Genomic DNA, 13,362 nt, shown 5'->3' with positions numbered 1-13,362 from the left:
CGGACGATGCGCACATGAGCGATGGCCAGTCCATGCTGGCGCGCGGGGCGGCGCTGCTGCACGCCTTCGACGAGGGCGAGGACGAGGTCGGCCTCGGCGCCCTCGCCGCCCGCACCGGGCTGCCCAAGTCCACCGTCCACCGGCTGCTCGCCGAACTGACCGAGGCCGGTCTGGTCGAGCGTGGCGAAGGCGGCTACCGGCTCGGCCTCGGCCTCTTCGAGCTGGGCCAACGGGTGCCGTACCGGCGGCTGTGCGAGGCGGCCCTGCCGTATCTGGAGGAGATGTACGAGGCGACCCACGAAAACGTGCACCTGGCCGTCGCCGAGGGCACCGACGCCCTCTTCCTGGAGAAGCTCAGCGGACACCGCTCCATGCGGATCTCCTCCCACGCGGGGGGCCGGCTCCCCGCGTACTGCACGGCCACCGGAAAGGCCCTGCTCGCCTACGGCGCCGGCCGCGGCCTCTCCGCCGTCATCAGCAAAGGCCTGCAGCGCCACACCCCGCGCACGATCGTGCTGCCGGGCCTGTTGCAGCAGGACCTGGTGCGCACCCGCGCCCGCGGCTTCGCCGTCAACTGGGAGGAAGCCGAAGCCGGCGTCTCCGCCGTGGCCGCCCCGGTCTATGGCCCCCGGACAGGCACCCGGGCTCTGCCCGTCGCCGCGATATCCGTGACCGGCGCCACCCGCGGACTGCGGCTGGACCGGATCGCGCCCGTCGTCTGCGCTGCCGCGCGGGCGTTATCGTACGAGCTGGCCAGGCGGCCCTGACCTACTGCCGTCACCATGATCACGTCCGCGTGATGGCCGAGCTGCCGCATGCGGCGCACCAGCGTCAGGTCCGTCACGTCCGGCGGATAGCGGTCGAGCAGGACGAGGTCGGCCCGCATCCGCTCCGGGGTGGCGAGCGCCTGGGCGGCGGTGTGGGCCCGGGCGGCGACCGGCGCCATCGTCGGCGAGTACATCGGCGCCACCAAGGACCTCGGGCTGCTGGTCGCGGCCTCGCAGGGCACCTTCAACGCCGCCGGTGTGTACGCGGCCACGGTCATCCTCTCCGTCGTGGCCCTGCTCGCGGAGGGGCTGCTGACCTTCTGACCTTCCTGGAGAACCGGCTCTTCCGCTGGAGGCCGGCCGAGCCCGGCCCCGGCCGCTGAACCCTCCTCGTAAATCTCTTCACAAGGACATGACGAACCTGCGCGGCAGCGCGAGAGTCCCGGCGGCCATCGCGGGCGCACTCGCCCGCACCACCCTCACCGCCTGTGGCGATGACTCTGCCGCAGCCGGGGTGCTCACCCAGAAGCTCGGCTGTTTCAAGCAGGAGGGCGTCAACGTTCAGCTCCTCACCGAGCCGGCGGGTGTCCAGGCCACCGCCTCGCTCGTCTCCGGTGATGTCCCAAGCAGGTGGAGTCCGTCGTGCAGCCGGCACAGGCACCCGGCGAGGTCCAGGTCGTATCCAACAAGGCGGCCGCCGACATCGAGACCGCGAAGGACTTCAAGGGCAAGAAGCTCGGCGTGACGGGTCTCGGGTCGTCCGCCGACTTCCTGACGACGTATCTGGCGGTCAACGCAGGGGTGAGGACGAGCGAGTGCACGCCGGTAGCGGTCGGCGCGGGCCGGACCTTCATCTCCGCTCTCCAGCAGGGCTCCATCCAGGCGGCATGACGACGGACCCGACGGCCAGCGCGGCAAGGCGCTCTACGCAGAGTCGATCAAGACCACCGAGTTCGTCAAGAACGCGAGCTGACGCTCCTCCTAGCGGCTCTCGGCCGCGACCGTCCGGATCCCTGTGACCTCCATCCGGGCGGGTGTGCCGAGGGCCGCGCCGCAGCTTTCCGGCCGGGGCGGCTGCGAGGCGGCCGGTACGACGTCCACGTCCCAGGCCCGGCCGTCCGCGTGGAGCACCCGCGTGCCCCGCACCGTCAGGACCTCGGCCCGCTCCTCGCCGGTCAGGGACCGCACCGCCAGTTCCGCTGCCTGCCCGGGCCGGTCCCAGGCGGAACGGCCCCGGCAGCCGTCCTGGACGACCCGGCCTTCGGCGGCCGCGGTGAGCACCTCTTTCACACGGTGCGCGTCCAGCCGCCCGTAGGCGTACCCGTACGGCAGCACCAGCATCGTCGGCGAGAAGCGGTGGCCGCCCAGATGGGTGACCTCCCAGGCGGCCAGCTCGGCGGCGAGCGGCCGCCCGTACACGGCACAGCACCGGTCCCGCCTGCCGTTGGTGCAGACGAGAGCCAGCGGCTCCTCCTCGTAGGACTGCCCGAACCCCAGGTGATCGCCCCGGCCCAGTGCGGTGAAGTCCAGGCCGAGCAGATCCGCGGGATCGTTGAGCCGCGTGGTCCGGACCCATGACCGCCCCGGCAGGGTGTGCGCCAGGAACACCCGTCGTTGCCGGGGCTGGCGGAAGTCCGCATGGCGTCCCGGCCGCCGGATCAGCGCCACCCGCACCCCGGTGCCCTCGGCCGCGCGCTCCAGCGCGTGACCGGTCTCGGGGGCGAGGTGGCTCGCGGTCAGCGCTTTCGCACCCCAGGGCCCCGGCTGCTCCAGCAGCAGCCAGGTCCGGGCGGTGGCCGCGGTGGCGGCCACCGGCTCGGCGAGGGCCGAGGAGAGGGTGGTGCAGGTGTTCACATAGGGGAGCCTAACCGTCCCAGACGTCACACCGGCCCCGCGACCACCGTGACCACCTTCGGCAGGGCGACGCCGGAGCCGTCCCGGCGCGGGTCCTTCGGCGGCAGGTCGGCGGGCGTGCCGCTCGCGGTGGCCGCCCGCGCGGGAGTCGGGCCGGCCCAGGCGAGCACCAGCGCCGTCTCGCCCCGCAGGAAGCGCTGGCAGCGGACGCCGCCGGTCGCCCGGCCCTTGCGAGGGTACTGGTCGAAGGGTGTCAGCTTGGCTGTGCCCTGGACCGCACCGTCCAGGGTGTCCTCGGTGTTGGTGATGGTCACGACGACCGCGTCCACCGCCGGGTCGACCGCCGTGAAGGAGATGACCTTGGCGCCCTCCGTCAGCTTGATGCCGGCCATGCCGCCGGCCGGGCGGCCCTGGGGCCGAACCTGCGAAGACTGGTAGCGCAGCAGCTGCGCGTCGTCGGTGATGAAGACCAAATCCTCCTCGCCGGTACGGAGCTCGACCGCCCCCACCAGGCGGTCACCGTCCTTGAGGCCGATGACCTCCAGGTCGTCCTTGTTGGCCGGGTAGTCGGGCACCACGCGTTTGACGACGCCCTGCTCGGTGCCGAGCGCCAGCCCCGGCGAGGACTCGTCCAGGGTCGTCAGGCAGAGCACCCGCTCACCCTCGTCCAGCGAGAGGAACTCCGACACCGGGGCGCCCCCGGCCAGATTCGGCGCGCCCGCCGTGTCCGGCAGCTCCGGAAGGTCGATCACGGTGAGCCGCAGGAGCCGGCCGGTGGTGGTGACCGCACCGATATCCGCCCGCGCGGTCGTCGGCACCGCCGACAGGATCACATCGTGCTTGGAGCGCTTGCCGTCGCCGTCGTCGAAGGGCGCGCCGTTCGCCGTACGGGCCAGCTGCCCGGTGGAGGAGAGCAGCACCCGGCACGGGTCGTCGGCGACCTCCAGCGGCACGGCGGCCACCGGTGTGCCCGCCGACTGGAGCAGGATCGTGCGCCGCTCGGTGCCGTACTTCTTCGCCACCGCGGCCAGCTCGGCCGACACCATCTTGCGCAGCTCGGCGTCGGACTCCAGGATCCGGGTGAGCTCGGCGATCTCGGCGTTGAGCCGGTCCCGCTCGGACTCCAGCTCGATCCGGTCGAACCGGGTGAGCCGGCGCAGCGGGGTGTCCAGGATGTAGGCGGTCTGGATCTCGGAGAGCGAGAAACGCTCGATGAGCCGTTCCTTGGCCTGCGTCGAATTGTCCGAGGAACGGATGATCGCGATGACCTCGTCGATGTCGACGAGCGCCACGAGCAGGCCGTCGACCAGGTGGAGCCGTTCCTGGCGCTTACGGCGCCGGAACTCGCTGCGCCGCCGGACCACCTCGAAGCGGTGGTCGACATAGACCTCGAGGAGCTCCTTCAGCCCGAGGGTGAGCGGCTGGCCGTCGACGAGTGCCACATTGTTGATGCCGAAGGAGTCCTCCATCGGCGTCAGCTTGTAGAGCTGCTCCAGCACCGCCTCCGGGTTGAAGCCGTTCTTCACCTCGATGACCAGCCGCAGCCCGTGCTCGCGGTCGGTGAGGTCCTTGACGTCGGCGATGCCCTGAAGCCTCTTCGCGCCGACCAGGTCCTTGATCTTGGCGATGATCTTCTCCGGGCCGACCGTGAACGGCAGCTCGGTGACGACCAGACCCTTGCGGCGCGGCGATACGTCCTCCACCGAGACAGTCGCGCGGATCTTGAAGGCGCCGCGGCCGCTCTCGTACGCGTCCCGCACCCCCGAGAGCCCTATGATCCGGCCGCCGGTGGGCAGGTCGGGGCCCGGCACGAAGCGCATCAGGGCGTCCAGATCCGCGTTCGGATACCGGATCAGGTGCCGGGCGGCGGCGATGACCTCGCCGAGATTGTGCGGCGGCATGTTGGTGGCCATGCCGACGGCGATCCCGGATGCGCCGTTGACCAGCAGATTCGGGTAGGCGGCGGGCAACACGCCCGGCTCCTGCTCCTGGCCGTCGTAATTGGGCGCGAAATCGACGGTGTCCTCGTCGATCGACTCGACCATCAGCGAGGCGGGGCCGGACATCTTCGACTCGGTGTACCGCATGGCGGCGGGCGAGTCGTCGAGCGAGCCGAAGTTGCCATGGCCGTCCACCAGCGGCAGGCGCATGGAGAACGGTTGCGCCATCCGGACCAGGGCGTCGTAGATCGACGCGTCGCCGTGCGGGTGCAGCTTGCCCATCACCTCGCCGACCACGCGGGCGCACTTCACATAGCCGCGCTCGGGGCGCAGCCCCATCTCGTTCATCTGGTAGACGATGCGCCGGTGCACCGGCTTGAGCCCGTCGCGGGCGTCGGGGAGTGCGCGCGAGTAGATGACCGAGTAGGCGTACTCGAGGTAGGACCCCTGCATCTCGTCGACGACGTCGATGTCGAGGATGCGCTCCTCGAAGTCGTCCGGCGGCGGGGTCTTCGTGGTGCGGCGGGCCATCTCGGCGCTGCTCCTTCGGCTGGACCGGTACGGATACGGGTATTGATGCCGACCATTGTGGACCGCTTCACTGACACTGCGGACCACCCCCCGGGGTGAAGCCCGTGGGACACGGGAACTTCGCGGGTTACCGGCTCGCTGCCTAGAGTGGCAGCAGTTTGAGGTTCGCGAAGCACACCGTATTGGAAGGACAGCTTGCCCATGGGTCACACGGCCACGCCGGAGGCACACTCCAGCGGCCTGACAGCGACCGAGTACCGCCTGGCCAACGGCCTGCGCGTGGTGCTCTCGGAGGATCACCTCACACCGGTCGCCGCGGTCTGCCTCTGGTACGACGTCGGCTCCCGCCACGAGGTCAAGGGCCGTACCGGACTCGCCCACCTCTTCGAGCACTTGATGTTCCAGGGCTCGAAGAGTGTAAAGGGCAACGGTCACTTCGAACTCGTCCAGGGCGCCGGCGGCTCCCTCAACGGCACCACCAGTTTCGAGCGCACCAACTATTTCGAAACCATGCCCACTCACCAGGTCGAGCTCGCCCTGTGGCTCGAGGCCGACCGCATGGGCAGCCTGCTCGCCGCGCTGGACCAGGAGAGCCTGGACAATCAGCGCGACGTGGTGAAGAACGAGCGCCGCCAACGGTACGACAACGTGCCCTACGGCACCGCCTTCGAGCGGCTCACCGCCCTCGCCTACCCGGACGGCCACCCGTACCACCACACCCCGATCGGCTCGATGGCCGACCTGGACGCCGCTTCCCTGGAGGACGCCCGGGCGTTCTTCCGTACCTACTACGCGCCCAACAACGCCGTCCTCGCGGTGGTCGGCGACATCGACCCGGAACAGACCCTGGCCTGGGTCGAGAAGTACTTCGGGACGATCCCGTCGCATGACGGCAAGCCCGTGCCGCGAGAAGGCGCGCTCCCCGGATCGGTCGGCGGCCAGCTGCGCGAGGTCGTCGAGGAGGATGTGCCGTCCCGGGCGCTGATGGCGGCGTACCGGCTGCCGCACGACGGCACCCGTGAGTCCGACGCCGCCGACCTGGCACTGACCATCCTGGGAGGCGGGGAGTCGTCCCGGCTGCACAACCGCCTGGTCCGGCGCGACCGGTCCGCGGTCGGGGCAGGCTTCGGGCTCCTGCGGCTGTCCGGCGCACCGTCGCTCGGCTGGCTGGACGTCAAGGCCTCCAGCGGGGTCGAGGTGGCCGACATCGAGGCCGCCGTCGACGAGGAGCTGGCCCGGTTCGCCGAGAGCGGACCCACGCCCGAGGAGATGGAGCGAGCGCAGGCCCAGCTGGAGCGTGAGTGGCTGGACCGGCTGGCGACAGTCGGCGGCCGCGCCGACGAACTGTGCCGCTTCGCTGTGCTCTTCGAGAACCCACAACTGGCGCTGACCGCCGTACAGCGAGTGCTGGAGGTCACCCCGGAGGAGGTCCGGGCAGTCGCCGCCGAGCGGCTGCGCCCCGACAACCGCGCGGTCCTGGTGTACGAGCCGACCGGCGGCACCGAGGACGAGACCGAGCAGGAAGGCGCGGACCAGTGAGCGATTCCGCAGCGACCGATGTGACCATGACGTTCCACCCACAGCCGCAGCCAGGCGCCCCCAAGCCGTGGGACTTTCCGGCCCCCGGGCGCTCCACCCTGCCCAACGGCCTCACCGTGCTGAGCAGCCACCGTCCCGGTCAGCAGGTCGTCGCCGTGGAGGTGCTGCTCGCGGCCCCCCTGGACGCCGAGCCGGAGGGCCTTGACGGCGTCGCCACGATCATGGCCCGGGCCTTCTCCGAGGGCACCGACAAGCACTCCGCCGAGGAGTTCATGGCCGAGCTGGAGCGCAGCGGCGCCACACTCGACACGCACGCCGACCACCCCGGCGTCCGGCTCTCCCTGGAGGTACCGGCCTCCCGCCTCGACAAGGGCCTCGGGCTCCTCTCGGACGCCCTGCGCGCCCCCGCGTTCCCCGACGGTGAGGTCGGGCGGCTGGTGAACAACCGCCTCGACGAGATCCCGCACGAGCTCGCCAACCCTGCTCGCCGCGCGGCCATGGCCCTGTCCAAGGAGCTCTTCCCGCCCGCGCTGCGCTGCTCACGGCCGCGTCAGGGCACCGAGGAGACCGTTGCCCGGATCGACGCGGCCGCCGTCCGGGCGTTCTACGACGCCCATGTACGGCCGTCGAGCGCGACCGCCGTCGTTGTCGGCGACCTGACCGGCATTGACCTGGACGTACTGCTCGCTGACACCGTCGGCGAGTGGAAGGGCGCCTCCGCCGAGCCCCGCCCGCTCCCGGCGATCACCGCCAATGACACCGCCCGGGTGATGATCGTCGACCGCCCCGGCGCCGTCCAGACCCAGGTGCTGATCGGCCGCACGGGCCCGGACCGGCACGACCCGGTGTGGGCGGCCCAGGTGCTCGGCACCTATTGCCTCGGCGGCACCCTCACCTCCCGTCTGGACCGTGTCCTGCGCGAGGAGAAGGGCTACACCTACGGCGTACGGGCCTTCGGCCAGGTGCTGCTCTCCACCCCGGAGGGCACCGGCGCCTCGCTCCTGGGCATCAGCGGCTCCGTCGCCACCGAGGTCACCGGTCCGGCCCTCGCCGATACCTGGCAGGTGCTGCGCACCCTCGCCGCCGAGGGCCTCACCGACGACGAACGGGATGTCGCCGTACAGAATCTCGTCGGTGTGGCGCCGCTGCGCTACGAGACCGCCTCGGCTGTCGCCGCCACCCTCGCCGACCAGGTCGAGCAATTCCTGCCGGACGATTTCCAGGCCCATCTCTACGCCCGCCTGGCCCGCACCGGCACCGTCGAGGCGACCGCCGCCGCCGTCAGCGCCTTCCCCCTCGACCGGCTCGTCGTCGTCCTCGTCGGGGACGCCTCCGCGATCGCGGACCCGGTCAGGGAGGTAGGCATCGGCCCGGTGGAGGTCATCGCGGCCTGAGGCCCGCAGCCCGGCGCCCGCAGTGGGCGCCGGGGCGCGCGGACCGGCTCCCCGCGGCATCGCACCGGCCCGCTACGTCCCAAGTGTGGCGTCCGCAACATATCGGCTGATTTTTTTGGTGTTCCCTGTGCCCCGCGGCTAGCGTCGCGGGGCGTTGCCCGTCAGCACCAGCCGCGTCCGCGGCACCGGGCAACCATCGCCGAGTCCCCGCAGGGCGCGAGCCTGGGGAGCCGGGGACCCAATCGAAGTCCCCCTGGGGTGAATCGGGCCCGCCGCCCGCAGCGCGGCCGTCCGTAGGAGACCTTCCTGCTCCGAACCCGTCAGCTAACCCGGTAGGCGAGAAGGAAGGAAAGGACACGCCTGCCCATGGCGCTCACCCGTACCCGTACCGCTCTGGCCTGCCTTGCCGCGTTCACCGCCGGCGCCCTCACCACCCCCGGAACGGCGTTCGCAGCCAGCAAGGCGGACGACACCGCACTCATGCGGGCCGTCGACGTCAACGACAGTCTCGCCGCCCGTCTCGCCGCCCAGGCCGATGCCCAGCGCAGGGCAGCCGGCCAGGCGAAGAAGCAGGCCGAGCAGGCCAGGAAGAAGACCGAGGCCGAGGCGAGGGCCAAGCGGGAGCGCGAGGCGAAGGCGGCGCAGAAGCGGGCCTCCCGCTCCGCCGCGGAGGCCCGCAAGAGGCTCACCACCTGGGTGCGGCCCGTCAGCGCGGCGATATCGACCCCGTACCACGCCACCAGCAGCCTGTGGTCCTCCGGCTACCACACCGGCACCGACTTCGCCGCCTCCAGCGGCACCCCTGTCGGGTCCGTCGGCCGGGGCACCGTGGTGCAAGGCGGCTACGACGGCTCGTACGGCAATGACGTCATCATCAGGATGCCGGACGGCATGTACACCCTGTACGGACACCTGTCCTCGATCAATGTCTCCGTCGGCCAGAGCGTGATCCCGGGCCAGCGGATCGGCCTGTCGGGCGCGACGGGCAACGTCACCGGCCCGCACCTGCACTTCGAGGTCCGCACCACCCAGAGCTACGGCTCGGACGTCGACCCGGTGGCGTACCTCCGCTCGCACGGCGTCTCCGTCTGACCGCCGGCGCCTCTCACCGCATCTCCACGAGGCCCCCGCATCTCCCCCCACAGCGAAGGCCCCCGTTCACCGGGGGCCTTCGTGCTGTCCTGGAGTGTCCAAAAACGTTCCATGAATTCGGGGCTGCCGTCGGAATCCGGGGTGTGTTGGAATAGAGTCGCCGAAGAAACGCCGACGGGTGCGTTACGCGGGGATTAATCCGCCCCTGTCGGCGGAGAAAGAAGGGGACCGGCGATGTGGGATCGGATGTGAACGGGGCGGGCGGCGCAGGGCGTCGTATTTCCGCTCAGGCGGTGTGTACGGCGATCCGTGACGATATCGTCAGCGGGTACTTCCCGCCGGGCGGCCGGCTCACCGAGGAGCTGCTGGCCAAGCGGTACGGGGTCTCCCGGGTACCGGTGCGCGAGGCGCTGCGCACGCTGGAGTCGGAGGGGTTTGTACGCACCCGCAGGCACGCCGGGGCATCGGTGGCCGAACCGACCGAGCAGGAGGCCGCCGACTTGCTGGAGATCCGCGGCCTGCTGGAGCCGCTGAGTGCCGCGCGCGCCGCGCAGCGGCGGACGGAAGCGCACATCAAGGTGCTGCGCGGGCTGGTCAGACTGGGTCAGGAGCGGTCCCTCCAGGGGCAGCTGTCGGATCTGCCGTCGCTGGACGGCTGGTTCCACGAGACGCTGGTCCAGGCGTCGGGCAGCCCCACCCTGGTCGCCCTCCTCACTCAGTTGCGGCACAAGATCGCGTGGGTGTACGCAGTGGACTCGCCGGGCCGGGCCGTGGAGTCCTGGGAGGAGCACGGGGCGGTTGTGGACGCGGTGGCGCGCGGGGACGCGGAGCGGGCGCGCAAGCTGGCAACCGGTCATGTGGAGCGGTCGGCGGCGGCCCACCGGCTACGCCGGGCAACGTCAAGGTGAGGGATTGGAAACACCACGTACACATGACATGCCATCGCATTTAACGAAAGTGACGTATACAAATTAGCAGAATTGCGTGGCCGGTATGCGTCGGGTTTGCACGTGGTATTTCGCCTGCGGAAAAGGGAAGAGGTGGGGTCGTGAAATACGGACGGATTTCACGACCCCACCTCGTCAGTGCGGAAAGGGCTGCCTCAGACCGTCTCCGGGAGCTCTTCGAGGCCCTCGGTGACCAGCTTGGCGAGTCGTTCCAGAGCCACCTCGGCGCCGTCGGCGTCGGAGGCCAGCACGATCTCCTCGCCGCTCTGCGCACCAAGGCTGAGCACGGCCAGCATGGAGGCGGCGTTGACCGGGTTGCCGTCGGTCTTCGCGATCGTCAGCGGGACGCCGGCGGCGGTCGCGGCCCGGACGAAGATCGAAGCGGGACGTGCGTGCAGGCCCTCGGCCCAGCCGACGTTGACGCGGCGCTCAGCCATGGTGTTGCCTTTCGGTTCGGTTCGTAGCGGTTGTGCTCGGTCATATCGTCGCACTTAACCCTTGGTGCCCCGGTCCAGGAGGCCTCGCCGGCCCTTGGCGTCCGCATACGCTGACCCCATGACGACTCCGTCCGCGCCTCCGTATCCGGTGCACTGGGAGGCGGACATCGTGCTCCGCGACGGCGGCATCGCCCACGTCCGCCCGATCACGCCGCACGACGCGCAGCGACTCGTCAGCTTCTACGAGAAGGTCTCGGACGAGTCGAAGTACTACCGCTTCTTCGCCCCGTACCCACGGCTCTCCGACCGTGACGTGCACCGCTTCACACACCACGACTACAACGACCGGGTGGGCCTGGCCGCCACCATCGGCGGCGAGTTCATCGCCACCGTCCGCTACGACCGTACGGAAGGCAGCCAGGCCGAGGTCGCCTTCCTCGTCCAGGACGCCCACCAGGGCCGCGGTGTCGCCTCCGCGCTCATGGAGCACATCGCCGCCGTCGCCCGTGAACGCGGTATCCGCCGCTTCATCGCCGAGGTGCTGCCCGCCAACCGTAAGATGATCAAGGTCTTCACGGACGTCGGATACACCCAGGAACGCAGCTTCACCGATGGCGTCGTCCGGCTGGAGTTCGATCTCGAACCCACCGACGCGTCCGTCGCTGTCATGCGCGCCCGCGAGCAGCGCGCCGAGGCCCGCTCCGTCAAGCGGCTGCTCGCGCCGCGCTCGGTCGCCGTCATCGGCGCCGGCCGCCGCCCCGGCGGGGTCGGCCGTACGCTGCTGCACAACCTCACCGCCGCCGGTTTCACCGGGGCCGTGTACGCGGTGAACCGTTCCTTCCCCGAGAAACAGGCCGTCCTCGACGGCGTCCCGGCCCACCGCTCGCTCGCCGCGATCGTGGAGCCCGTGGACCTCGCGGTCATCGCCGTGCCGCCCGAGAACGTCCCGGCGGCCGTCGCCGAGTGCGGCGAGCACGGAGTGCGCACCCTGCTCGTGATCACCTCCGACTACGCCGAGTCCGGTCCCGAAGGGCGGGAACGGCAGCGCGAGCTGGTACGGCAGGCCCGCTCCTACGGCATGCGGGTCGTCGGCCCGAACGCCTTCGGCATCCTCAACACCGCGCCGGAGGTACGGCTCAACGCCTCGCTCTCGCCCGAACTCCCGGCCGCCGGGCGGCTCGGCCTGTTCACCCAGTCCGGCGCGATCGGCATCGCCCTGCTCACCGGGCTGCACCGGCGTGGCGCAGGGCTCTCGTCCTTCGTCTCGGCGGGCAACCGCGCCGATGTCTCCGGCAACGACATCCTGCAGTACTGGCACGACGACCCGGCCACCGACGCCGCCCTGATGTACCTCGAAACCATCGGCAACCCGCGGAAGTTCACCCGCCTCGCCCGGCGCACCGCGGCCGTCAAGCCGGTGGTCGTGGTCAAGGGCGCACGCCACTCCGGCGCGGTCCCTCCCGGCCACACGGTTCCGCCCACGCGGATCCCGGACAGCACGGTCTCCGCGCTCTTCCGCCAGGCCGGCATCATCCGCGTCGGGACCGTCACCGAGCTGATCGACGTCGGCCTCCTCCTGTCCTCACAGCCGCTCCCGATCGGCGGCCGGGTCGCGATCCTCGGCAACTCCGAATCCCTCGGGCTGCTCGCCTACGACGCCTGCCTCACCGCAGGTCTCGACCCCGTCGCCCCCCTGGACCTCACCACCTCCGCCACCCCCACCGACTTCCGGACCGCCCTCACCGGCGCCCTCGACGACCGCGCCTGCGACGCCGTGGTCGTCACCGCCATCCCCCGGGTCGGCTCCGAGTCCCTCCCCGGCCCCGAATCGGGCGACGACCCCGCCCTCGCCGCCGCGCTCTGCGACGCGGTGGGCGAGGCGGCCGGTGGCTCCGCCGCCAAACCCGTGGCCGTCGTCCACCTGGCGCTGGACAGGATGGCCGGCCGCCTCGGCACCACCGGGTCCAGGATCCCCGCGTATCCCGCCGCCGAGCGGGCTGTGCGGGCGCTCGCGGAGGCGGTCGCGTACACCCGGTGGCGCAGGGACGCGGCGAAGCCGGGCAAAGTGCCGGAATTCGATGACGTGGAGCACGCCGCGGCAGCCGCCGAGGTGACGCGGCTGCTCCACGGCGCACCCGGCAGGGTCGTAACGCTCGAGGAGCCGGCGGCCGCGGCACTGCTGGCCCGCTACGGGATAGCCGTGCGGCAGTCGCTCCCCGCGCCGGACGCGGGCGCGGCGCTCGAAGCCGCCGGCCGCCTCGGCTACCCGGTGGCGCTGAAGACCACCGCCCCGCATCTGCGGCACCGGGCCGACCTCGGCGGCGTACGGCTGGACATCGCTGACGAGGACGACCTGAAGCGGGCGTACGAGGAACTGACGGCGCGTCTCGGGAAGCCCGGGGAACTCCAACTGGTGGTGCAGGCGATGGCGCGCCGCGGGGTGGACACCGTGGTGCGGGCGACGGTGGACCCGGCTGCGGGGGCAGTGCTGTCGTTCGGGCTGGCGGGAGCGCCGTCGGAGCTGCTGGGCGACATCGCGCACCGCCTCGTACCGGTGACGGACCGGGACGCGACGGAACTGGTGCGCTCGATCAGGGGGGCGCCGCTGCTGTTCGGGTGGCGCGGTTCCGAACCGGTGGACACCGGGGCCCTGGAAGAACTGCTGCTGCGGGTGTCGCTCCTCGTGGACGACCTGCCGGAGGTGGTCGCGGTCGGGCTGGAGCCGGTCGTCGTCGCACAGCGTGGCCTCACCGTGCTCGGCGCCACCGTGCGCCTCGCGCAGCCCCCTGCCCGCACGGACCTCGGCCCCCGCGCGCTGTCGTCCTTCTGAGCGGCTGTCCCGCGCCGGCCGCGTCCGGCCG

General features: G+C 71.4%; 9 protein-coding genes, 3 pseudogenes and 1 riboswitch. Of the genes and pseudogenes, 8 read left to right on the top strand and 4 right to left on the bottom strand.

Annotated features, from left to right (window positions below; translation table 11 throughout):
- Positions 1-14 precede the first annotated feature (14 nt).
- Positions 15-767, top strand: coding sequence for an IclR family transcriptional regulator (locus FCI23_RS22700; protein WP_136725777.1), 753 nt, complete (start codon positions 15-17; stop codon positions 765-767).
- Between the two features lie 5 nt (positions 768-772).
- Here FCI23_RS22700 and FCI23_RS59935 read toward each other — a convergent pair.
- A pseudogene (locus FCI23_RS59935) lies at positions 773-937 on the bottom strand (two-component system response regulator); the annotation flags it as partial.
- On the opposite strand from FCI23_RS59935, the pseudogene FCI23_RS22690 reads away from it, so the two are divergent.
- Positions 930-1,150: pseudogene (locus tag FCI23_RS22690) on the top strand (ABC transporter permease); the annotation flags it as partial. The pseudogenes FCI23_RS59935 and FCI23_RS22690 sit on opposite strands and share 8 nt — an antisense overlap.
- A 38-nt stretch (positions 1,151-1,188) precedes the next feature.
- Positions 1,189-1,678 (top strand): annotated as a pseudogene (locus tag FCI23_RS22685) (ABC transporter substrate-binding protein); the annotation flags it as partial.
- A gap of 70 nt (positions 1,679-1,748) precedes the next feature.
- Here FCI23_RS22685 and FCI23_RS22680 read toward each other — a convergent pair.
- Positions 1,749-2,621 (bottom strand): sucrase ferredoxin, encoded by an 873-nt coding sequence (locus tag FCI23_RS22680; RefSeq protein ID WP_136725776.1) that lies wholly within the window; start codon positions 2,619-2,621, stop codon positions 1,749-1,751.
- Between the two features lie 26 nt (positions 2,622-2,647).
- A complete protein-coding gene (locus tag FCI23_RS22675; RefSeq protein ID WP_136725775.1) occupies positions 2,648-5,092 on the bottom strand; it encodes a DNA gyrase/topoisomerase IV subunit A in 2,445 nt (814 codons plus the stop codon).
- Between the two features lie 201 nt (positions 5,093-5,293).
- On the opposite strand from FCI23_RS22675, the gene FCI23_RS22670 reads away from it, so the two are divergent.
- The 4 genes from FCI23_RS22670 (at position 5,294) to FCI23_RS22655 (ending at position 10,025) form a co-directional block, all read left to right on the top strand.
- Positions 5,294-6,631 (top strand): M16 family metallopeptidase, encoded by a 1,338-nt coding sequence (locus tag FCI23_RS22670; RefSeq protein ID WP_136725774.1) that lies wholly within the window; start codon positions 5,294-5,296, stop codon positions 6,629-6,631.
- A 26-nt stretch (positions 6,632-6,657) separates the two neighbouring features.
- Positions 6,658-8,025, top strand: a complete 1,368-nt coding sequence (locus FCI23_RS22665; RefSeq protein WP_136725837.1) for a M16 family metallopeptidase — start codon at positions 6,658-6,660, stop codon at positions 8,023-8,025.
- Positions 8,026-8,212: 187 nt separating this feature from the next.
- Positions 8,213-8,378: riboswitch (cyclic di-AMP (ydaO/yuaA leader) on the top strand.
- 13 nt (positions 8,379-8,391) lie between these two features.
- Positions 8,392-9,117, top strand: coding sequence for a M23 family metallopeptidase (locus tag FCI23_RS22660; RefSeq protein ID WP_136725773.1), 726 nt, complete (start codon positions 8,392-8,394; stop codon positions 9,115-9,117).
- A gap of 236 nt (positions 9,118-9,353) precedes the next feature.
- Positions 9,354-10,025: a GntR family transcriptional regulator gene (locus tag FCI23_RS22655; RefSeq protein ID WP_136725772.1), complete on the top strand. Its 672-nt coding sequence runs from the start codon at positions 9,354-9,356 to the stop codon at positions 10,023-10,025.
- A gap of 194 nt (positions 10,026-10,219) precedes the next feature.
- Here FCI23_RS22655 and FCI23_RS22650 read toward each other — a convergent pair whose 3' ends face one another.
- Complete coding sequence (locus FCI23_RS22650; RefSeq protein WP_136725771.1) at positions 10,220-10,501, bottom strand: HPr family phosphocarrier protein; 282 nt, start codon at positions 10,499-10,501, stop codon at positions 10,220-10,222.
- A 118-nt stretch (positions 10,502-10,619) separates the two neighbouring features.
- Between FCI23_RS22650 and FCI23_RS22645 the strand changes: the two genes are divergently transcribed.
- Positions 10,620-13,331 carry a bifunctional acetate--CoA ligase family protein/GNAT family N-acetyltransferase gene (locus FCI23_RS22645; RefSeq protein ID WP_136725770.1) on the top strand — a complete coding sequence of 904 codons (2,712 nt, stop codon included), beginning with the start codon at positions 10,620-10,622 and terminating at the stop codon, positions 13,329-13,331.
- Positions 13,332-13,362 lie beyond the last annotated feature (31 nt).

This window comes from Actinacidiphila oryziradicis, assembly GCF_005047355.1.
In the GTDB taxonomy this organism is placed as follows: Bacteria; Actinomycetota; Actinomycetes; order Streptomycetales; family Streptomycetaceae; genus Actinacidiphila; species Actinacidiphila oryziradicis.
This window is presented reverse-complemented; position numbering and strand designations above follow the sequence as displayed.

Bases quoted from the DNA above. Each gene is read 5' to 3' on its own strand.
- FCI23_RS22670 (WP_136725774.1), top strand. From the start codon at position 5,294: ATGGGTCACACGGCCACGCCGGAGGCACACTCCAGCGGCCTGACAGCG.
- FCI23_RS22665 (WP_136725837.1), top strand. From the start codon at position 6,658: ATGACGTTCCACCCACAGCCGCAGCCAGGCGCCCCCAAGCCGTGGGAC.
- FCI23_RS22650 (WP_136725771.1), bottom strand. From the start codon at position 10,501: ATGGCTGAGCGCCGCGTCAACGTCGGCTGGGCCGAGGGCCTGCACGCA.
- FCI23_RS22675 (WP_136725775.1), bottom strand. From the start codon at position 5,092: ATGGCCCGCCGCACCACGAAGACCCCGCCGCCGGACGACTTCGAGGAG.
- FCI23_RS22700 (WP_136725777.1), top strand. From the start codon at position 15: ATGAGCGATGGCCAGTCCATGCTGGCGCGCGGGGCGGCGCTGCTGCAC.
- FCI23_RS22660 (WP_136725773.1), top strand. From the start codon at position 8,392: ATGGCGCTCACCCGTACCCGTACCGCTCTGGCCTGCCTTGCCGCGTTC.
- FCI23_RS22645 (WP_136725770.1), top strand. From the start codon at position 10,620: ATGACGACTCCGTCCGCGCCTCCGTATCCGGTGCACTGGGAGGCGGAC.